Here is an 18,997-nt window from a genome sequence, read left to right as displayed (position 1 = left end):
CCGTCATGAACCAGCCGCTCGCGGGCTACGCCCCCGCACCCGTCACCGCCCGCATGGAGAACCACGGCAGCCACATGCTGAAGGTCGCCATGCAGACCGGGAACGACCTCCTCGCGCGCGTGGGATCCATGGTCGCCTACGAAGGCTTCATCCAGTACGAGCCCAACCCGCCGGCCGTGCGGCAGATCGCCCGCGACTGGATCACCGGCGAGGGCACGCCCCTGATGAAGTGCTCCGGCGACGGCCTGCTCTACCTCGCCGACTACGGCGCCGACGTCGTCGTCATCAACCTGGGCGGCGACGCGATCTCGGTGAACGCCACCAACCTGCTGGCCTTCGACGCGAACCTCCAGTGGGGCGTCGAGCGGGTCAAGGGCCTGGCGAAGTTCGCCGGGCAGGGCCTGTGGAACACGAAGATCTCCGGACAGGGCTGGGTCGCGCTCACCTCCCGGGGCAAGCCGATCGTCGTCGACTGCGGCAGCGGCGAGGACGAGACCTACGTCGACCCGGACGCGCTCGTCGCCTGGTCCCCGAACCTGAAGGTGAAGGGCAAGCGCAGCTTCAAGGCGCAGTCCCTGATCGGCCGCGGCAGCGGCGAGGCGTACCAGATGGCCTTCTCCGGCCAGGGCATCGTCGTCGTGCAGCCCAGCGAGGACAGCACCGACCGCCTCCGGATCCGGGGCTGAGGGGGAGACAGAACACCATGCAGAGCCCGCTTTTCGCGTTCAACGACACCCAGACCCAGGAACGCTGGAGCCTGCAGAACAAGCAGATGCTGCGCGTCACCCTGGAGGGCCACGACGACATCCTCGCCCGCAAGGGCACCATGGTCGCCTACCAGGGTCTGGTCGAGTTCGACGCCGAGTACCAGAGCACCAACCAGGCCTATGCGCGTGCGCGCACAGGGGAGGGCCTGGACCTCATGCGCTGCCACGGGCAGGGCACGGTCTACCTGGCCAACCTCGCCCAGTACGTCCACGTCATGGACGTCGAGCAGGACGGCCTGACGGTCGACAGCAGCTATGTGCTGGCGATGGACTCCTCGCTGCACCACGAGGTCATCGCCGTCGACAGCATGTACGGCATCTCCGGCTCCGGGAAGTACCAGCTGAACATCACCGGCCGCGGCAAGGTCGCCCTGATGACCTCGGGCGCCCCGCTGATGATGCAGGTGACGCCCGACAAGTACGTCAACTGCGACGCCGACGCGATCGTCGCCTGGTCCACCGGTCTGCGGGTGCAGATGCAGGCCCAGACGCACTCCTCCGGGGTGTGGCGGCGGCGCGGCAACACCGGCGAGGGCTGGGAGCTCAGCTTCATGGGCAGCGGTTACGCGCTCGTCCAGCCCAGTGAGCTGCTGCCGCCGCAGAACGCGGTGATCGGGCAGGGCCTCGCCGCGCAGTTCGGCATGGGACAGCAGGGCGCGCGGGGACAGAACCAGGGCAACGTCTGGAGCTGAGCCGAGACGCCTGGAGCCGAGCCGCGGTAAGGGGTGACCGCAAGGGCGGCCACCCCTTACCCGTCCGCCCGGCTCAGAGCCTGGCGCGCGTCGCCTCCACCAGACGTACGACCGACTTGTCCGCCACGCCCGGCACCTCGTCGTAGGCGAACCAGCGCAGGTCCAGGGACTCGTCGCTGATGGCCTCGACCGCCCCGGGCGGGGCGACGGCGGCGTACTGGACGTCCAGGTGCCAGGCGCACGGCGTGTGGTGCCGGTCCAGGCGGAGCGGACCGCCCGGCAGCAGGGCCAGCCCCCCGATGCCCGACTCCTCGGTGGCCTCCCGCAGCGCGGCGGCCGCCAGGGTGGCGTCGACCGGCTCGCAGTGGCCACCCATCTGCAGCCACATCCGCAGCTTCTTGTGGAGGGTGAGCAGAACCCGGCCGCGCTCGACGTCGACCACCAGGGCGCTCGCCGTGATGTGCCCGTCCGCGCAGGCCTTCCACATGCCGTCCGGATGGGCGGCGAGATGGTCCAGATACGTCTGGCGCAGCTCTTCCTGGCCCTCGTACCCCTTCAGTACGAGGACAGCGTCGTCGTGGAGGCTCACTCGGCGTCGTCGCCCTTGCCGCCGCCGTCCTTCCGGCCGCCGTCGTCCTCCTGGCCGCCGTCGTCCTTCTTGTGCAGGTCCGGCTTCGGCGCGGAGCCGCCCGCGGCCTCGCCGAGGATCTTGTCCAGCTCGGTGAAGTCCAGCTGCTCACGGTGCACGAAGCCGTCGGGGTCGTCCAGGTCGGCGGCCGTCGGCAGCATGTCCGGGTGCGCCCACAGACCGTCGCGGCCCTCCACCCCGCGCGCGTCGGTGAGCGAGGCCCACAGCCGGGAGGCGTCCCGCAGACGGCGCGGACGCAGCTCCAGACCGATCAGCGTGGCGAACGTCTGCTCGGCCGGGCCGCCCGACGCCCGGCGGCGGCGCAGCGTCTCGCGCAGCGCGTCCGCGGACGAAAGACGGGGTTTGGCCGCGGCGTGCACGACCGCGTCCACCCAGCCCTCGACGAGCGCCAGAGCGGTCTCCAGACGGGCCAGGGCGGCCTTCTGCTCCGGGGTGTCCTCCGGCTGGAACATGCCCTGCTGAAGGGCGTCCTGCAGCTGCTCGGGGTTCTGCGGGTCGAACTGGCCGACCACGTCCTCCAGCTTGGCGGTGTCCACCTTGATCCCGCGCGCGTACCCGTCGACCGCGCCGAACAGATGCGAGCGCAGCCACGGCACGTGCGCGAACAGACGCTGGTGGGCGGCCTCGCGCAGGGCGAGGTACAGCCGCACCTCGTCCAGCGGCACGCCCAGGTCCTTGCCGAACTTCTCGATGTTCACCGGCAGCAGCGCGGCCCGGCCGGCCGGGCCGAGCGGCAGGCCGATGTCGGTGGAGCCGACGACCTCGCCGGCCAGCACGCCGACGGCCTGGCCGATCTGCGTGCCGAACATGGCGCCGCCCATGGAGCGCATCATGCCGATCAGCGGGCCGGCCATGGCCTGCATCTCCTCGGGCAGCACATCGCCCATGGCGGTGCCGACGCGCTCGGCGACCGGGTCGACGAGCTCCTGCCAGGCGGGCAGGGTCGCCTCGACCCACTCCGCCCGGGACCACGCCACCGCGGAGGCGGCGCCGGACGGCAGGGACGTCACATCGTCCAGCCACAGATCGGCCAGGCGGACGGCCTCCTGGACGGCGGTGCGCTCGGCGGGGCCGACACTCGCGTCCTTCGTGCCGTCCGAGGTGCCCTGGGCGACCGTCTGGCGGGCGATCTGCTTGGCCATGTCCCAGTTCACCGGGCCGCCCTCGTAGGAGAGCATCTGGCCGAGCTGCTGGAACGCGGCGCCCAGGTCGGTGGGGTTCAGCGAGCCGAACATCGCTGCGAGCGGATTGTCGGCGCCGGGCCCGCCAAGGCCTCCGGCTCCGGGCAGCCCGAAACCGAACGGGTTGGCCGGTCCCTGCCCACCACCGCTCTGCTGGTCCTTCTTCTTGCCCTCGTCGCCGTCGTCCGGCTCCTCCGGCGGAAGGCCGAATCCGAATGGGGTGTCACTCACGGGGTTCCTCGGCTGGTAAGGCCACCGGTTTTTCCGGCGGCGCGGCTGCCCGACAACACCACCCAGCGTAGACACCGCGGACGCATCGGGCCTCGGTGCTTCGCCGACACAGCCGCTGCGGCAGGATGGAGCCACCTGGTACGTACGCGTCATTCGCGCCCGTATGGAAGACAACCGCTGGAGACGCCCGGTGAGTTCCCCAGATCCGCAGGTTCGCGCAGCGCGAAACCCTGAAAGCACTCCCGCCGCGCGCGGGCCCGTCGTCGCGGTCACCGGAGCCGCGAGCGGCGTCGGCGCGCTGCTCACGGAGCGGCTGGCCGAGTCCGGCGAGGTCAGGCAGGTCATCGCCATCGACGAGCGACGCGGGGAGTGCGCGGCGGCGCAGTGGCACATCCTCGACGTGCGGGACCCGGCGATCGCCGACAAGCTGCGCGGCGCCGACGTCGTGGTGCACCTGGCGCTCGACCTCGATCTGGAGACCGACCCCGCCGCCCGTACGGCCTACAACGTCCGGGGGACGCAGACGGTGCTCACCGCGGCCGCGGCGGCCGGTGTGCACCGGGTCGTGCTGTGCACCTCCGCGATGGTGTACGGAGCGCTGCCCGACAACGAGCTGCCGTTGTCGGAGGACGCCGAGCTGCGGGCGACCGCCGAGGCGACCGGCGTCGGGGACCTGCTGGAGATCGAGCGGCTGGCGCGCCGCGCGCCGCGGGCGCACCCCGGGCTGAACGTCACCGTGGTCCGGCCGGCGGTGCTGGTCGGCGGCACCGACACCGCGCTGACCAGGTACTTCGAGTCGCCGCGGCTGCTGGTCGTGGCCGGTTCGCGGCCCGCCTGGCAGTTCTGCCACGTCGAGGACCTGTGCAGTGCGCTGGAGCACGCCGTGCTGGAGAAGGTCGACGGCGAGCTGGCCGTCGGCTGCGACGGATGGCTGGAGCAGGAGGAGGTCGAGGAGCTCAGCGGCATCCGGCGGATGGAGCTGCCCTCGGCGGTGGCGCTGGGGGCGGCGGCGCGGCTGCACCGGATCGGCCTCACCCCGTCTCCGGCGGGGGACCTGGCCTACACGATGTACCCCTGGGTGGTCAGCGGCAGCAGGCTGCACGACGCGGGGTGGCGGCCGAAGTGGACCAATGAGGAGGTGCTCGCCGAGCTGCTGGAGGAGGTCGCCGGGCGGCACACGGTGGCCGGTCGGCGGCTGGGGCGCAAGGACGCGACGGCGGCGGGTGCCGCGGGCGCGACGGTCGCCCTGCTGGGCGCGGCCGCCGTGGTGCGGCGGGCGCGCAAGGCCCGGCGACGGATGTGAGCCCGGGTCCGGCGGGGCGCGCCGCGGGCACGACGGTGCGCGGTCGGGGTCCTCGATCGTAGAAGGCTCCAAACCGGTACGCGCGCGTGCCGGGCGATGACGCTATTCCGCGTGGTCGCGCGCGTACGGCACGATGGAGGCATGGCACCCACCAACGATCACCCCGGCGAGCACGCCGCCGACGATCCCATCAAGCTGATCGCCGTCCGCGAGACGGCGCTCTCCCTGGACGAGGTCTTCAAGGCGGTCGGGGACGACGCCGCCGGCGGCACCGCGCTCTTCGTGGGAACCGTGCGCAACCACGACGGGGGTGCCGATGTCGACGAGCTCGGCTACTCCTGCCACCCCAGCGCCGAGGCCGAGATGCGGCGGATCGCCGAGAAGGTCGCCGCCGAGTACCCGGTGCGCGCGCTGGCCGCCGTCCACCGTGTGGGGGGCCTCGGGGTCGGGGATCTCGCCGTCGTCGTCGGCGTGTCGTGCCCGCACCGCGCGGAGGCCTTCGAGGCCTGCCGGAAGCTGATCGACGACCTCAAGCACGAGGTGCCCATCTGGAAGCACCAGAAGTTCTCGGACGGCACCGAGGAGTGGGTCGGAGCCTGCTGACGGCACTCTCCCGTCGACACCGCCGGTGGCCTCCGGCGGCCTTCGGCCCCCGCCGCACCCTTTCCGTCGCGCCTCCGGTTGCGTAACCGCACCCCTGGCCCGAGCGTTGTCAGTGCGGATGGTTAATCTGCTGATCAGTCGGTTGGGGTCGCTCGGTTGGGGTCGGGAGGTCGGCATGGCGGCGCTCGCCTGGTTGCTGATACCACTGGTGGCTGCGATAGCCGCCGGACTGTGGGGGATCTGGGCGAACCGGACCCGCAAGGTGCGCAGCGACGGTCCCGAGCTGGACGGGTACGCCCGTTTCCGCGAGGCCATGGAGAGGTCCACGTCCGGCACGTAGGGCCGTACGAGAAGCGCGTACGAAGACCGCGCGTCAGGATTCCGTACGACGGCCCTGACGGTGCTCTGACAGACGCGTCCCGTACTGTCGACTCATGCCACGCCGCACCGCGACGATGCTCGCCTCCACCCTGATGCTGATCGCGCTCCTGTGCGCGGGGGTCTTCCTCCCCGTGCCGTACTCGGAGATGTCCCCGGGTCCGACGGTCAACACGCTGGACGAGCACGACGGCGAGCCGGTGCTGCAGATCTCCGGGCACCAGACGTATCCGACGGACGGGCACCTCAACATGACCACCGTCCGGGTCACCAGCGCCGACTACCGCATGAACCTGGTCGAGGCCGTCTACGGCTGGCTCGCGCACGACGACAAGGTCGTCCCGCACGACACGCTCTACCCCGACGGCAAGACGGAGGAGCAGTCGAGCCAGGAGAACGCCGAGGAGTTCAGCCAGTCCCAGGAGAGTGCCAAGGTGGCGGCGCTGAAGGAGCTCGGCGTCCCGGTGCGGTCCTGGGTGATCGTCTCCACGGTCGTCAAGGGCACCCCGGCCCAGGGCAGGCTGCACGCCGGTGACGTGATCAAGGCCGTGGACGGCACCGCGGTCAAGCAGCCCTCCGACGTCGCGAAGCTGGTCACCCGGCACAAGCCCGGCCAGGACGTCGTCTTCACCATCGTGCCCGCCAAGGACCAGGCCGCCGCGGAGAAGCAGAACAAGGTGGCGACCACCACCAAGAAGGTCACCATCACCACGGCCGAGTCCCACGACACCGGCGCCAAGCGCGCCATCGTCGGGATCTCCGCCGGCACCGATCACACGTTCCCGTTCACGATCGACATCAAGCTCGCCGACGTCGGCGGACCCAGCGCCGGTCTGATGTTCGCCCTCGGCATCTACGACAAGCTCACCCCCGGCAGCCTGACCGGCGGAAAGTTCGTGGCCGGCACCGGGACGATCGACGACGACGGCAAGGTCGGCCCGATCGGCGGCGTCGAGATGAAGACCGTCGGCGCGCGCGACAAGGGCGCCCAGTACTTCCTCACCCCCGCCGACAACTGCGCGGCCGCCGCCAAGGACGCCCCCTCGGGGCTCACCCTGGTGAAGGTAGGCACCATCGGCGACGCCCTCGGCGCCCTGAAGGACATCCGCTCCGGGAAGACCGCCGACCTGCCGAAGTGCACGACCAAGGGCTGAGACGAGGGGCGCTCCTGGCATCAGGGGCGCCCCGGGTCACGCACTCAGCTCGAAATACTCAGTCCTCGAACGTCGCCGCCAGTGCCTCCGCCAGCCCCGGCACCAGGTCGGCGCCCGTGAGCACCTCCGTGGCGGAGTCCTTCTCGCGCAGCCGCAGGGCCGACTCCCGGGCGCCGTCGCGCAGCACCGCCACCGTCATCCGGACCTCCTGACGCTCGGGGTGGTCGGCCACCCACCGGGCCAGCTTCTCCTCGTCCAGCCCCTGTGGGACCTGTGCCTCGGCGGACGGCGGCAGCATCAGCCGCTCCACGGTCAGCGCGCAGCCGGCCACCGCGTCGGGCCAGGCGATCGTGCCGAGAAACTCGTCGAGCGGCTGATCGGCAGGGATCTCGTCCTGCTCGATCGGGGTGAGACCGGAGGTCTGCTGCTCGTCCTCCAGGCCGAGCTGGGCCGCGAGGACGGGTTCCTCGGTCCGCAGCCGCGCGGTGTCTACGAGGGCGAAGAGGCGAGCGGGCTGGTCCCAGCCGAGGCCGGAGGCGTACTCGTCGATCTCGAGTACGGCCCGGGTGAGAGGGCTCGCTGCCATGGGAGTGTTGGACATGGTCACAATCCTGCCTCGTTCCCGGCCGGAACCGGGAACCGAGTAAACCGTCAGTAAGTTTCATAGATGTGTGCCCGCGACGACCACGGGCACGCCGTACGGTCCGCGGGCACGGGGGCCAGACGCAACGACAGCGAACCACCAGCGAACTTCGAGGTGCGCACCTTGGCTTTCCAGATGCCGGACCGCGGCTCAGGCCCGTCCGGGCCGCGGATGAGAGTCGGCCGCCCGTCCCGGCGAGCCCGTGTCCTGCTCATGACCCTGGGCGTCCTGGCCGTCCTCGGCATGGCGTTCACGATGTTCGCGGGCTTCTGGACGGACTGGCTGTGGTACCGGTCGGTGCACTACTCGTCCGTGTTCACCACCACCCTGTGGACCAAGATCGGACTGTTCTTCGTCTTCGGGCTGCTGATGGCGGTGGCCGTCGGTTTCAACATCTGGCTCGCGCACCGGCTGCGGCCTCCGCTCAGCGCCATGTCGATGGAGCAGCAGAACCTCGACCGCTACCGGGTGGGCATCGCGCCGTACAAGAAGTGGCTGCTGTGCGGCATCACCGCCCTGGTCGGCCTGATCGCGGGTGCCTCCGCCGCGGGCCAGTGGCGCACCTGGCTGCTGTGGGTCAACGGCGTCCCGTTCCACAAGACGGACCCGCAGTTCCACCTCGACGTGTCCTTCTACGCCTTCGACCTGCCCTGGTACCGCTTCCTGCTGGGCTTCGGCTTCGCCGCGACGATCCTGTCCCTGATCGCCGCGGCGCTGACCCACTACCTGTACGGCGGGCTGCGGGTCACCAGCCCCGGCACGCGGGCCACGGCCGCGGCGACCGGTCACCTGTCGGTGCTCCTCGGCGTCTTCGTGTCCCTGAAGGCGATCGCGTACTGGCTCGACCGGTACGGACTCGCGGTCAAGTCGAGCGACTTCAAGGCCACCGACAACTGGACCGGTCTGAGGTACGTCGACGCCCACGCCTACCTGCCGGCCAAGACGATCCTCTTCTGCATCGCGGTCATCTGCGCGCTGCTGTTCTTCGCCACCCTGTGGCGGCGCACCTGGCAGCTGCCGGTCATCGGCTTCGGCCTGATGGTGCTCTCCGCGATCCTCATCGGCGGCCTGTACCCGGCGATCGTCCAGAAGTTCCAGGTCCAGCCCAACGAGCAGGCCAAGGAGGCGCCGTACGTCGCGAAGAACATCGAGGCCACACGCCAGGCGTACGGCATCGACGACACCGAGGTGACCCCCTACGACGGCACGAGCAGGACCAAGGACAAGTCGACGCTGCGCGACGACGTCGACAAGACGGCGAGCATCCGCATACTCGACCCCAACATCGTCTCGCCGACGTTCCAGCAACTGCAGCAGATCAAGGGCTTCTACTCATTTCCCAACAATCTGGACGTCGACCGCTATCCCACCAAGGACGGCAAGGTCCAGGACACGGTCATCGGTCTGCGTGAGCTGAACTTCTCCGGCGTCAAGCAGAACTGGATCAACACCCACTTCCGCTACACCCACGGTTACGGCGTCGTCTCGGCCAAGGGCACCGAGGCCGACAACGGAGAGCCCGTCTTCACCGAGAAGAACCTGCCGCCCGCCGGCGACCTGCCGAGGTACGAACCGCGGGTCTACTACGGCGAGAAGACCACCACGTACTCGATCGTCGGCGGTCCCCAGAAGGAGATCGACTACTCCGACAACGACGGCGAGAAGACCACCAGCTACCGGGGCAAGAGCGGCGTCAGCCTGTCCAGCCCCGTCAACCGGGCCGCGTACGCGCTGGCGTTCGGCGAGCCGCAGATCCTCTACTCCGGCGCGATCGGAGACGGCTCGCGGATCCTGTACAACCGCACCCCCAAGGAGCGCGTCGAGGCGGTGGCACCCTGGCTGACCATCGACGGCGACGCCTATCCGGCGGTGGTGGACGGCCATATCCAGTGGATCGTGGACGCCTACACGACCACGAACGGCTACCCGTACGCCTCCCGTACCACCCTCGGCGACACCACGGCCGACTCGCTGACGGCGACCAACAACTCGCGCGCGGTGGTGGCCCAGCAGAACCAGGTCAACTACATCCGCAACTCGGTGAAGGCCACCGTCGACGCCTACACCGGCGAGGTCAGGCTGTACCAGTGGGACACCGAGGACCCGGTGCTGAAGACCTGGATGAAGGCGTTCCCGGACACGGTGAAGCCGAAGTCGGACATCTCCCCGGACCTGATGTCCCATCTGCGCTATCCGCAGGACCTGTTCAAGGTCCAGCGCGAGCTGCTCACCCGCTACCACGTCCAGGACGCGCAGACCTTCCTCAGCGGCAGCGAGGTGTGGCAGGTGCCGGACGACCCGACCAACAAGTCGGGCGACGCGGTGCCGCCGTACTACCTGACCATGAAGATGCCCGACCAGAACTCCCAGGCGTTCTCGCTGACGACGACGTACACGCCGAACGGCCGGGACAACCTCAGTGCCTTCATGGCGGTCGACTCGCAGGCGGGCACATCCGACTACGGGAAGATCAGAATCCTGAAGCTGCGGACGAGCACCACGGCGGACGGGCCCAAGCAGGTCCAGAGCCAGTTCAACTCCAACTCGCAGCAGAACATCACCGAGTTCGTGCGGCAGGTCAGGAACGGCGACTCGGAGATCGAGTACGGCAATCTGCTGACCATTCCGCTCGACGGAGGACTGCTCTATGTGGAGCCGGTCTACGTACGCGGCGGTCAGCTCAAGTACCCGTTGTTGCGGAAGGTCCTGGTGACCTACGGCGGCTCCACCGCGTTCGAGAACACGCTCGGCCAGGCCCTCGACAAGATCTTCGGGGCGCCGGGTTCGACGCCCCCGCCCGGCACCGGGACCGCGAATCCGCCGAGTTCGGGCAACCCGACGGTCCAGCAGGCGCTGAAGGACGCGCAGAAGGCCTTCGAGGAGGGCCAGGCGGCGCTGAACAAGAAGCCGACCGACTGGGAGGCGTACGGCAAGGCGCAGAAGGAGCTGCAGGACGCGCTCAAGCAGGCCGCCCAGGCCCAGGCCCAGGCGGAGAAGCAGAGCGGCAACGCCAAGAACGGTGCCGGTACCGCGAAGAACGGTACCGACAGCGCCAAGAACGGCGGCGGCAGCGACAAGAAGGGCAGCGGTAGCGGTACGACGGGGAGCTGATCGCGCGCGTCGAGTCGAGGGCCCGGGTCCGGGAGCGGATCCGGGCCCTCGTGGTGTGCGTACGACGGACGGTGGGGTTGCGAACGCATGTGCCGACAGGCGGGACCGCCGTGCCGCCGTGGGGAGTTGGGCGATCTGTGTTTGACTTGTCTCTCTGTGGGCATGTCGACAAAACGCTGAAGTGACCTCACTGGCTGCGGTATACCAGATGTACCCAGTTTGCAGGTGGTGCGACGATGAACGTTATGGGGGACAAGGTAACTCTGTTCGAGACAGGGCGATTTGTGCAGGCTTCCGATCCCGGGACGGGCGGGGAGCCCGAGGGCCTCGAGGGGACGAAGGGGACCCAAGGGACCCAGGGGCTCGGGGACGCGACCACGGACGAGACCGGTGAGGCCGCCGATGAGCTCGCCGAACTGGCGCGCCGCCGGCTCGCCGCCGAGGCCGGCGACATCGACGCGATGAGCGTTCTCGGAGCCATGCTGCTGCGCCGCGGCGACCTCGACGGAGCCGAGCCCCATCTGCGTGCCGCCACCTCGGCCGGTGACCGCGCCGCCGCGAACAACCTGGGAGTCCTCCTCCACCAGCGTGGCTACGCCGACGAAGCGGCGGGCTGGTGGCGGATCGCCGCCGTCGCCGGCTCCGCCGCGGCCGCACACGCGCTCGGCCGGCACCACCGCGAGCGCGGCGACGAGCCCGCCGCCGAGTACTGGCTGCGCCAGTCCGCCGAGCAGGGCCATGTGCTGGGCGCCTACGCGCTCGCCGACCTCCTGGAGCACCGCGCGGATGCCGGGGCGGAGCGCTGGATGCGGGTCGCCGCCGAGCGCGGCCACCGCGAGGCGGCGTACCGGCTGGCGCGGGCCCTGGACCGGCGTGCGGCGGGCGAGTGCGCCGCCGACGGCGGCGGTGCCGGCGCCCGTGGCACCGGCTCGCACGTAGCCGGTTCCACCGGGGCGGACCGCGACGGCGCGGACCCCGACAGAAGCGGCCTGTCGGCGGAGGCCGAGCAGTGGTACCGGCAGGCCGCGGCGCGCGGGCACCGGCGCGCCGCGCTGCACCTCGGCGCGATCCTGGAGAAGCGGGGCGAGCTGAAGGAGGCCGGCCGCTGGTACCTGACGTCCGCCAAGGACGGCGAGGCCCGGGCCGCCTGCGCCCTCGGGTTCCTGCTGCGCGACGCCGGAGACATCGAGAGCGCGGCGGTGTGGTGGCTGCGGGCCGCCCAGGACGGCGACGGCAACGCGGCGAACGCGCTGGGCGCGCTGCACGCCGAGCGCGGCGAGACGCAGACCGCGGAGCGCTGGTACCGGGCGGCCATGGACGCCGGCGACGTGAACGGCGCCTACAACCTCGGGCTGCTCTGTGCCGAGCAGGGACGGACCCCGCAGGCCGAGCAGTGGTACCGGCGCGCCGCCTACGCCGGCCACCGGGAGGCGGCGAACGCGCTGGCCGTACTGCTGCTCCAGAACGGCGACACCAGCGGGGCCGAGCCGTGGTTCTCCCGGGCGGCGGAGTCCGGGAGCGTGGACGCCGCGTTCAACCTGGGGATCCTCTACGCCGGGCGGGACCTGGAGTCCGAGGCCCTGCGCTGGTACGAGCAGGCGGCGGCCGCCGGGCACACGGAGGCGGCGCTGCAGGTCGGGATCGCCCGGCTGCGCGCGGGGGACGAGCGCCAGGCCGAGCGGCATCTGCGCTGCGCGGCCGGCGGCGGGAACGCGGAGGCCGCCTACCGGCTGGCGACGGTGCTCGACGCGCGACGGCCGCCGGTGCCGGCGCACGAGCTCGGGGAGTCGGCGATCCACGAGAAGACCGAGTGCGAGGAGTGGTACGAGCGGGCGGCCTCCCAGGGGCACCGGCGCGCGCAGGTGCGGGTGGGCATGCTGGCCGCCGCCCGGGGGGACGTGGTCGAGGCGGCTCACTGGTACCGGGTGGCGGCGGAGGCCGGGTCCCGCAACGGCGCCTTCAACCTGGGACTGCTGCTCGCGCGGGAGGGGAGCGAGCCGGAGGCCGCCGTGTGGTGGGCCCGGGCGGCCGACGCCGGCCACGGGCGGGCGGCGCTGCGGCTGGCCCTCGTCTACGCGCGCCGCGGGGAGCTCGCGGAGGGGCAGCGGTGGGCCGACCGCGCGGTGGCGCTGGGCCCGGCCGAGGTCGCCGAGCGGGCCGCACGGCTGAGGGACGCGCTGCGGGAGGAGCTGTCGGCGTGATGCGCGCGACGCTCCCCGTAAACGATTTGCTTCTTTCCCCGCCGGTCACGTAGTGTTCTATTCACCGACGCGGGGTGGAGCAGCTCGGTAGCTCGCTGGGCTCATAACCCAGAGGTCGCAGGTTCAAATCCTGTCCCCGCTACTGAAGGCCGAGAGCCGGAATCCGATCAAGGATTCCGGCCCTCGGTGTTTCCGTCCCCCGGTGTTCTGTCCCTCGGCGGGTTCGGCCCCTCGGTGGGTTCGGCCCCGCAGAGGCGCAGGTACGCCCCCTGCAAAGGTGCGGCACGCAGAAAGCCCCGGCACTCCCTGGTGCCGGGGCTTTCAGGCGTTCGTCACGCCGCCGTGCAGTTCGGGCACAGCCCGCGGTACGTCACCTCGACGTCCGAGACCGTGAAGCCGAAGCGCTCCGAGTCCGGAAGGTCGGCCAGCGGATTGCCGCCGGGATGGACGTCACGGATCGCGCCGCAGCCGGCGCAGACCAGGTGCTGGTGCGGCCGGTGGGCGTTCGGGTCGTACCGCTTGGCGCGCTTGTCGGTGCTGACCTCGATCACCTCACCGAGGGAGACCAGTTCGCCCAGGGTGTTGTAGACGGTCGCACGAGAGATCTCGGGCAGCTTGGCGACTGCCCGCGCGTGGACCTCGTCGGCCGTCAGGTGGACGTGCTCGCCGTCCAGGACCTCGGCCACGACGCGCCGCTGCGCGGTCATCCGCCATCCGCGTCCGCGCAGCCGTTCCAGAAGGTCGCTCATAGGCACCAGCTTAACAGCAAGGGGAACAGTTTCCGAACGAGTGTGACTTTGGAGCTTTGTTTGACTTAGACATTGTCCATTGTAGGATCGAGAACGGCTTTGGCCAAGCGACAGGAACAGACAGATGTGCCGGGAGGCGACATGACCCAGGGACCGCTCACGACGGAGGCCGGTGCTCCGGTGGCCGACAACCAGAACAGCGAGACCGCGGGCGCCGGCGGCCCGGTTCTCGTCCAGGACCAGCTCCTGCTGGAGAAGCTCGCCCACTTCAACCGCGAGCGCATCCCGGAGCGGGTGGTGCACGCGCGCGGTGCGGGGGCCTACGGCACCTTCACGGTGACGGCCGATGTCACGCCGTACACGCGTGCCGCTTTCCTCTCCGAGGTCGGGAAGCAGACGGAGACGTTCCTGCGCTTCTCGACGGTGGCGGGCAACCTGGGTGCCGCGGACGCCGTCCGCGACCCGCGGGGCTTCGCGCTGAAGTTCTACACCGAGGAGGGCAACTACGACCTCGTCGGCAACAACACCCCGGTGTTCTTCATCCGGGACGCGATCAAGTTCCCCGACTTCATCCACACCCAGAAGCGCGACCCGTACACGGGCTCCACGGAGCCGGACAACGTCTGGGACTTCTGGAGCCTGTCCCCGGAGTCCACGCACCAGGTGACCTGGCTGTTCGGCGACCGCGGCATCCCGGCCTCCTACCGCCACATGGACGGCTTCGGCTCGCACACCTATCAGTGGAACAACGAGGCCGGTGAGGTCTTCTGGGTCAAGTACCACTTCAAGACCGACCAGGGCATCAAGTGCCTCGCCCAGGAGGAGGCCCACAAGCTCGCCGGTGAGGACCCCGACTCCCACCAGCGCGACCTGCGCGAGGCGATCGAGCGCGGCGAGTACCCGTCCTGGACCGTCTACGTCCAGATCATGCCGGCGGCCGAGGCGGCGACCTACCGCTTCAACCCGTTCGACCTGACCAAGGTGTGGCCGCACGCCGACTACCCGCTGGTCGAGATCGGCAGGCTGGAGCTCAACCGCAACCCGGAGAACGTCTTCGCCGAGGTCGAGCAGTCGATCTTCAGTCCCGCGCACTTCGTGCCCGGCATCGGTCCGTCCCCGGACAAGATGCTCCAGGGCCGTCTCTTCGCCTACGGCGACGCCCACCGCTACCGCGTCGGCATCAACGCCGACCACCTGCCGGTGAACCGCCCGCACGCCACCGAGGCGCGCACCAACTCCCGTGACGGCTACCTCTACGACGGCCGCCACAAGGGCGCGAAGAACTACGAGCCGAACAGCTTCGGCGGCCCGTTCCAGACGGACCGGCCGCTGTGGCAGCCGGTTCCGGTCTCCGGCGTCACCGGCGACCACACGACCCCGGCGCACGCGGAGGACGACGACTTCGTCCAGGCCGGCAACCTCTACCGGCTGATGTCGGACGAGGAGAAGGACCGCCTGGTCGGCAACCTGGCGGGCGCCATCGCGCAGGTCTCGCGCGAGGACATCGCCGAGCGCGCGATCGACAACTTCCGCCGGGCGGACGGCGACTTCGGCAAGCGGCTTCAGACCGCGGTCCAGGCCCTGCGCGGCTGATCTCCGGCGCTGGACCGTTCGTCGGGTGGCGGGCCGGGTCCCCACGGGGCCCGGCCCGCCCGTACGCCTTCAGCCTGCCGCCCGTATGCCGTCAGGCCGTCGCCCGCATGTCTTCAGGCCGCCACGCGGGCCGGAACCCAGCAGCTGATGATGTCGCGGACCGAGACGATGCCGGCCGGTTCGCCGCCGTCGAGGACGATGAGGTGGCGGAAGCCGCCGTGCGCCATGGCGCGGGCGGCCTCCTCCAGGGTCCAGGCCGGAGCGGCGAACACGACGTCGGTGGTGGTGTGGGCGTGGACGGGCTCCGTGTCCGGGTTCTGGCCCAGGCCTACGGAGTTGAGGATGTCGCGTTCGGTGAGGATGCCGATGCCGCCGGCGTCGGGGTCGTGGACCACCGCCGCGCCGACCCGGCGGGCGGACATCAGGGCGGCGGCCTGGCGGAGGGTGTGTGCGGGGCCGATGGTGAGGACCACCGTGCTCATGGCGTCGCGGACGAGCATGGGATGGAGCCACCTCCTCGCGGAATCCAGCTGGTGACCGGATTCACAAGTTCACAAGTGGGGGACTCTCAGAGTCGCAGGCAAAGCGGCGGTCAACAAGGGGGCGTGCGCGGCGGATTGGGGGCGTGCGCAGGCGTCTCCCCGTCATCAGTGGCGCCGGTTGAGATACCCCAGCAACTCGTCGTGCAGCAGTCCGTTGGACGCCGCCGCGTTGCCGCTGTGCGGGCCGGGCCGGCCGTCCAGGCCGGTGAAGGTGCCGCCCGCCTCGGTCACGATGATCGCGTTCGCGGCCATGTCCCACAGCGACAGCTCGGGCTCCGCGCAGAGGTCGACCGAGCCCTCGGCGACCATCATGTAGGGCCAGAAGTCGCCGTAGGCGCGGGTGCGCCAGACCTCGCGGGTCAGGTCCAGGAAACCGTTCAGGCGGCCCTGCTCCTCCCAGCCGCTGAGCGAGGAGTACGCGAAGGAGGCGTCGGCCAGCTTCGCCACACGGGAGACCTTCAGGCGCGACGCCTGCGACAGGCTGCGGCCGGTGAAGGCCCCGTGGCCCTTGGCGGCCCACCAGCGGCGGCCGAGGGCGGGCGCGGAGACGACGCCGACGACGGGCTGGTAGCCGCCCTCACCGGCCTCCATCAGGGAGATCAGCGTGGCCCATACGGGAACGCCGCGTACGTAGTTCTTGGTGCCGTCGATCGGGTCGACGACCCAGCGGCGGGGGCCGGTGCCCTCGATGCCGTACTCCTCGCCGAGGACCGCGTCCCGCGGGCGGGCGCGCTGCAACTGGCCGCGGATCAGCTCCTCCGCCGCCTTGTCCGCTTCGCTGACCGGGGTCATGTCCGGCTTGGTCTCGACCTTCAGGTCGAGCGCCTTGAAGCGGTCCATGGTGGCGGCGTCGGCGGCGTCCGCGAGAACGTGGGCCAGGCGCAGGTCGTCAAGGTAGTCCGGCATGTAGGGAACGGTATCGGCCTGGGGCGACACGGGGCCACAGGGGGCCGCGGGTGGCGGAGCCGGCGCCCTGGTGTGTCGCTCGAAGGGTGCACATGACTCCGGGCACCCTTGACAGTGCTGCGGGGCGCGTCAAATCTGTGCGCAGAGTCGCTCGCCCCCGGGAGGCGATGATGCCTGCAGCGCGGGAATCCCTGCTGGACGCCGCTTACACGGCGCTGGCGCGTCGGCCGTGGTCCGCGGTACGGATGGTGGACGTGGCCGCGGCGGCCGGGGTGTCCCGGCAGACGCTGTACAACGAGTTCGGCAGCAAGGACGGACTCGCGCGGGCGCTCGTCAGGAGAGAGGCGGACGGCTATCTCGCCGGGGTGGACCGCGCCCTGGCCGCGCACGCCGACCCGGGCGAGCGGCTCACCGCCGCCGCCGAGTGGACCGTGGCGGCCGCCCGCCAGAACGCGCTGGTGAAGGCCGTGCTCACGGGCTGCTGGAGCGAGCGGTTGCCCTGGCCGACGCTGTCCGCGGTGCCCTCGACCTCTCCCGTCCCGGCGCAGCGCAGGGCGGACGGTCCGCTGCCGTCGCCGGGCGACTTGCTGGGACACGTCCGCGACCGTGCCGTGGCCGCCCTGGCCGCCTCGGTCGCACCCGTGATGGACACGGCCGAGTTGGCGAAGGCCTGCGAGCTGGCGATCCGCCTCGCCCTGTCCTGCGTGCCGGCGCCTGCCGGCGAGGGCGGCGTCGCCGCCCTGGTACGCGAGACGCTGCGCCGCCACCAGCTCGTCTGAGCGACCGGCTGCTGTCGGCTCCTGCGACCAGAACCCGGCTCGGGAGCGTGCCCGGCCCTCAGTGGGCCGAGCCCGACAGCTGCAGGCCGATCACGCCGATGATGACGAAGCTGATCGACACGATCTTCAGCGTGGACACCAGGTCGCCGAGGAAGATCATGCCGTAGATCGCCGTGCCCGCCGCGCCGATCCCGGTCCACACCGCGTACGCGGGGCCGACGTCGAGCTTGCGCAGGGACAGGGTGAGCAGGCCGAAGCTGCCGAGCGCGAAGCAGGCGAAGGCGATGGTCGGCCAGAGCCTGGTGAAGCCGTGCGACAGCTTCAGGCACACCGCGAAGCCGGTCTCGAGCAGTCCCGCGACGATGACCAGCAGCCACGCCATGTGCCGTCCTCCCGTAGGTCCTCGCTCCGTGACCGCTCCGGCTCGCTGCGATTATGCACGTGCCGGACCGTGGCGGTCACAAACTACGCCAAGGTGAGCACGCGGCGTCAGTCGCCTTCCGTGCGCTCCCGGGTGGCCAGCAGCCGGCGCAGCGAGTACAGCCGGGCCGGGTCGGCGTGGCCCTCCTCGACCCACGCGTCCAGCGCGCAGTCCGGCTCGTCGTGGCTGCACGCGCGCGGGCAGCCCTCCGTACCGGGTTCCAGGTCGGGGAAGGCGTGGATGACCCGGGACGGGTCGATGTGGGCGAGTCCGAAGGACCGGATGCCCGGGGTGTCGACGACCCAGCCGCCCGCGCCGGTCAGCGGCAGCGCGAGCGCCGAGGTGGTGGTGTGCCGGCCGCGGCCCGTCACCACGTTGACGTGTCCCGTCAGACGGCGCCTGTCCTCCGGGACGAGCGCGTTGACCAGTGTCGTCTTGCCGACGCCGGAGTGTCCCACGAACGCGGTGATCTTGCCGTCCAGATGCTCGCGCACCCGGTCCGCCGCGTCGCCGTTCTCCAGCTCGTCACGGCTGGTGACGACATGGGGGATGTCCAGCGCCCCGTACAGCTCCAGGAGCTTGTCCGGCGGGGCCAGGTCCGACTTGGTCATGACCAGCAGCGGTTCCAGGCCGCCGTCGTACGCCGCCACCAGGCAGCGGTCGATCAGCCGCGGGCGCGGTTCGGGGTCGGCGAGCGCGGTGACGATGGCCAGCTGGTCGGCGTTGGCCACGACCACGCGCTCGTACGGGTCGTCGTCGTCCGCGGTGCGGCGCAGCACCGAGCCGCGCTCCTCGATGCGGACGATGCGCGCGAGGGTGTCCTTCTGGCCGGACAGGTCACCGACCAGGGCCACCCGGTCGCCCACGACGGCGGCCTTGCGGCCCAGTTCGCGGGCCTTCATCGCGACGACCGTACGGCCGTCGACGAGGCAGGTCAGCCGGCCGCGGTCCACGGTGAGCACCATGCCCTCGGCCGCGTCCTCGTGCTTCGGGCGGATGTGCGTACGCGGCCGTGTGCCCCTGCGACCGGGCCGGGTCCGGATGTCGTCCTCGTCGGTGTGCTTGCCGTAGCGGCGCATGACGTGATCCCCGCG

The 18,997-nt window shown here is 70.9% G+C and carries 18 protein-coding genes and 1 tRNA gene; 11 read left to right on the top strand and 8 right to left on the bottom strand.

The features are described 5' to 3' along the window. Positions 1-5: 5 nt before the first annotated feature. A complete protein-coding gene (locus R2S09_RS21685) occupies positions 6-686 on the top strand; it encodes an AIM24 family protein (RefSeq protein ID WP_316742699.1) in 681 nt (226 codons plus the stop codon). Between the two features lie 17 nt (positions 687-703). Next, a complete protein-coding gene (locus tag R2S09_RS21680) occupies positions 704-1,459 on the top strand; it encodes an AIM24 family protein (protein WP_306190519.1) in 756 nt (251 codons plus the stop codon). A gap of 73 nt (positions 1,460-1,532) precedes the next feature. Here R2S09_RS21680 and R2S09_RS21675 read toward each other — a convergent pair whose 3' ends face one another. Together R2S09_RS21675 and R2S09_RS21670 are read right to left on the bottom strand one after the other, a co-directional pair. Beyond that, a complete protein-coding gene (locus R2S09_RS21675; RefSeq protein WP_316742697.1) occupies positions 1,533-2,048 on the bottom strand; it encodes an NUDIX hydrolase in 516 nt (171 codons plus the stop codon). Next, positions 2,045-3,520 (bottom strand): zinc-dependent metalloprotease, encoded by a 1,476-nt coding sequence (locus tag R2S09_RS21670; RefSeq protein WP_316742695.1) that lies wholly within the window; start codon positions 3,518-3,520, stop codon positions 2,045-2,047. Before R2S09_RS21670 ends, R2S09_RS21675 begins: the two co-directional genes overlap by 4 nt. A 190-nt stretch (positions 3,521-3,710) precedes the next feature. On the opposite strand from R2S09_RS21670, the gene R2S09_RS21665 reads away from it, so the two are divergent. From R2S09_RS21665 to R2S09_RS21650, 4 genes are all read left to right on the top strand, one after another. Beyond that, complete coding sequence (locus R2S09_RS21665; protein WP_306190522.1) at positions 3,711-4,823, top strand: SDR family oxidoreductase; 1,113 nt, start codon at positions 3,711-3,713, stop codon at positions 4,821-4,823. Between the two features lie 141 nt (positions 4,824-4,964). After that, positions 4,965-5,426 (top strand): molybdenum cofactor biosynthesis protein MoaE, encoded by a 462-nt coding sequence (locus R2S09_RS21660; protein WP_306190523.1) that lies wholly within the window; start codon positions 4,965-4,967, stop codon positions 5,424-5,426. Between the two features lie 175 nt (positions 5,427-5,601). Then, positions 5,602-5,766, top strand: a complete 165-nt coding sequence (locus tag R2S09_RS21655) for a hypothetical protein (RefSeq protein ID WP_189902152.1) — start codon at positions 5,602-5,604, stop codon at positions 5,764-5,766. Positions 5,767-5,860: 94 nt separating this feature from the next. After that, positions 5,861-6,958 carry a PDZ domain-containing protein gene (locus tag R2S09_RS21650; protein ID WP_316742692.1) on the top strand — a complete coding sequence of 366 codons (1,098 nt, stop codon included), beginning with the start codon at positions 5,861-5,863 and terminating at the stop codon, positions 6,956-6,958. A 58-nt stretch (positions 6,959-7,016) separates the two neighbouring features. On the opposite strand, the gene R2S09_RS21645 is transcribed toward R2S09_RS21650, so the two are convergent. Next, on the bottom strand, positions 7,017-7,559 hold the full coding sequence (locus R2S09_RS21645; RefSeq protein WP_316742690.1) for a PPA1309 family protein: 543 nt from the start codon (positions 7,557-7,559) through the stop codon (positions 7,017-7,019). Between the two features lie 177 nt (positions 7,560-7,736). On the opposite strand from R2S09_RS21645, the gene R2S09_RS21640 reads away from it, so the two are divergent. From R2S09_RS21640 to R2S09_RS21630, 3 genes are all read left to right on the top strand, one after another. Continuing rightward, complete coding sequence (locus tag R2S09_RS21640) at positions 7,737-10,712, top strand: UPF0182 family protein (protein ID WP_316742731.1); 2,976 nt, start codon at positions 7,737-7,739, stop codon at positions 10,710-10,712. Positions 10,713-10,948: 236 nt separating this feature from the next. After that, positions 10,949-12,913 carry a tetratricopeptide repeat protein gene (locus R2S09_RS21635; RefSeq protein ID WP_316742688.1) on the top strand — a complete coding sequence of 655 codons (1,965 nt, stop codon included), beginning with the start codon at positions 10,949-10,951 and terminating at the stop codon, positions 12,911-12,913. A gap of 68 nt (positions 12,914-12,981) precedes the next feature. Then, positions 12,982-13,055: transfer RNA gene (locus tag R2S09_RS21630), tRNA-Met, on the top strand. A 190-nt stretch (positions 13,056-13,245) separates the two neighbouring features. Here the strand turns inward: R2S09_RS21630 and R2S09_RS21625 are convergent. Beyond that, positions 13,246-13,662, bottom strand: coding sequence for a Fur family transcriptional regulator (locus R2S09_RS21625; RefSeq protein WP_306190527.1), 417 nt, complete (start codon positions 13,660-13,662; stop codon positions 13,246-13,248). A 141-nt stretch (positions 13,663-13,803) separates the two neighbouring features. On the opposite strand from R2S09_RS21625, the gene R2S09_RS21620 reads away from it, so the two are divergent. Next, a complete protein-coding gene (locus R2S09_RS21620; RefSeq protein WP_316742685.1) occupies positions 13,804-15,255 on the top strand; it encodes a catalase in 1,452 nt (483 codons plus the stop codon). 113 nt (positions 15,256-15,368) lie between these two features. Here the strand turns inward: R2S09_RS21620 and R2S09_RS21615 are convergent, their stop codons facing one another. Together R2S09_RS21615 and hisN are read right to left on the bottom strand one after the other, a co-directional pair. Beyond that, complete coding sequence (locus R2S09_RS21615; RefSeq protein ID WP_306190529.1) at positions 15,369-15,755, bottom strand: cyclic nucleotide-binding/CBS domain-containing protein; 387 nt, start codon at positions 15,753-15,755, stop codon at positions 15,369-15,371. A 147-nt stretch (positions 15,756-15,902) separates the two neighbouring features. Further along, on the bottom strand, positions 15,903-16,703 hold the full coding sequence (hisN, locus tag R2S09_RS21610) for a histidinol-phosphatase (protein WP_306190530.1): 801 nt from the start codon (positions 16,701-16,703) through the stop codon (positions 15,903-15,905). 167 nt (positions 16,704-16,870) lie between these two features. On the opposite strand from hisN, the gene R2S09_RS21605 reads away from it, so the two are divergent. Further along, positions 16,871-17,482 carry a helix-turn-helix domain-containing protein gene (locus R2S09_RS21605; RefSeq protein WP_316742683.1) on the top strand — a complete coding sequence of 204 codons (612 nt, stop codon included), beginning with the start codon at positions 16,871-16,873 and terminating at the stop codon, positions 17,480-17,482. Between the two features lie 58 nt (positions 17,483-17,540). Here the strand turns inward: R2S09_RS21605 and R2S09_RS21600 are convergent, their stop codons facing one another. Next, positions 17,541-17,864: a multidrug efflux SMR transporter gene (locus tag R2S09_RS21600; protein WP_316742682.1), complete on the bottom strand. Its 324-nt coding sequence runs from the start codon at positions 17,862-17,864 to the stop codon at positions 17,541-17,543. A gap of 107 nt (positions 17,865-17,971) precedes the next feature. After that, positions 17,972-18,982: a ribosome small subunit-dependent GTPase A gene (gene rsgA, locus R2S09_RS21595; protein ID WP_316742680.1), complete on the bottom strand. Its 1,011-nt coding sequence runs from the start codon at positions 18,980-18,982 to the stop codon at positions 17,972-17,974. Positions 18,983-18,997 lie beyond the last annotated feature (15 nt).

Source organism: Streptomyces sp. MK7, from assembly GCF_032658145.1.
In the GTDB taxonomy this organism is placed as follows: Bacteria; Actinomycetota; Actinomycetes; order Streptomycetales; family Streptomycetaceae; genus Streptomyces; species Streptomyces spiralis.
This window is presented reverse-complemented; position numbering and strand designations above follow the sequence as displayed.

Bases quoted from the DNA above. Each gene is read 5' to 3' on its own strand.
- R2S09_RS21685 (WP_316742699.1), top strand. From the start codon at position 6: ATGAACCAGCCGCTCGCGGGCTACGCCCCCGCACCCGTCACCGCCCGC.
- R2S09_RS21680 (WP_306190519.1), top strand. From the start codon at position 704: ATGCAGAGCCCGCTTTTCGCGTTCAACGACACCCAGACCCAGGAACGC.
- R2S09_RS21660 (WP_306190523.1), top strand. From the start codon at position 4,965: ATGGCACCCACCAACGATCACCCCGGCGAGCACGCCGCCGACGATCCC.
- R2S09_RS21655 (WP_189902152.1), top strand. From the start codon at position 5,602: ATGGCGGCGCTCGCCTGGTTGCTGATACCACTGGTGGCTGCGATAGCC.
- R2S09_RS21650 (WP_316742692.1), top strand. From the start codon at position 5,861: ATGCCACGCCGCACCGCGACGATGCTCGCCTCCACCCTGATGCTGATC.
- R2S09_RS21645 (WP_316742690.1), bottom strand. From the start codon at position 7,559: ATGTCCAACACTCCCATGGCAGCGAGCCCTCTCACCCGGGCCGTACTC.
- R2S09_RS21640 (WP_316742731.1), top strand. From the start codon at position 7,737: ATGCCGGACCGCGGCTCAGGCCCGTCCGGGCCGCGGATGAGAGTCGGC.
- R2S09_RS21635 (WP_316742688.1), top strand. From the start codon at position 10,949: ATGAACGTTATGGGGGACAAGGTAACTCTGTTCGAGACAGGGCGATTT.
- R2S09_RS21625 (WP_306190527.1), bottom strand. From the start codon at position 13,662: ATGAGCGACCTTCTGGAACGGCTGCGCGGACGCGGATGGCGGATGACC.
- R2S09_RS21620 (WP_316742685.1), top strand. From the start codon at position 13,804: ATGACCCAGGGACCGCTCACGACGGAGGCCGGTGCTCCGGTGGCCGAC.
- R2S09_RS21615 (WP_306190529.1), bottom strand. From the start codon at position 15,755: ATGCTCGTCCGCGACGCCATGAGCACGGTGGTCCTCACCATCGGCCCC.
- hisN (WP_306190530.1), bottom strand. From the start codon at position 16,703: ATGCCGGACTACCTTGACGACCTGCGCCTGGCCCACGTTCTCGCGGAC.
- R2S09_RS21605 (WP_316742683.1), top strand. From the start codon at position 16,871: ATGATGCCTGCAGCGCGGGAATCCCTGCTGGACGCCGCTTACACGGCG.
- R2S09_RS21600 (WP_316742682.1), bottom strand. From the start codon at position 17,864: ATGGCGTGGCTGCTGGTCATCGTCGCGGGACTGCTCGAGACCGGCTTC.
- rsgA (WP_316742680.1), bottom strand. From the start codon at position 18,982: ATGCGCCGCTACGGCAAGCACACCGACGAGGACGACATCCGGACCCGG.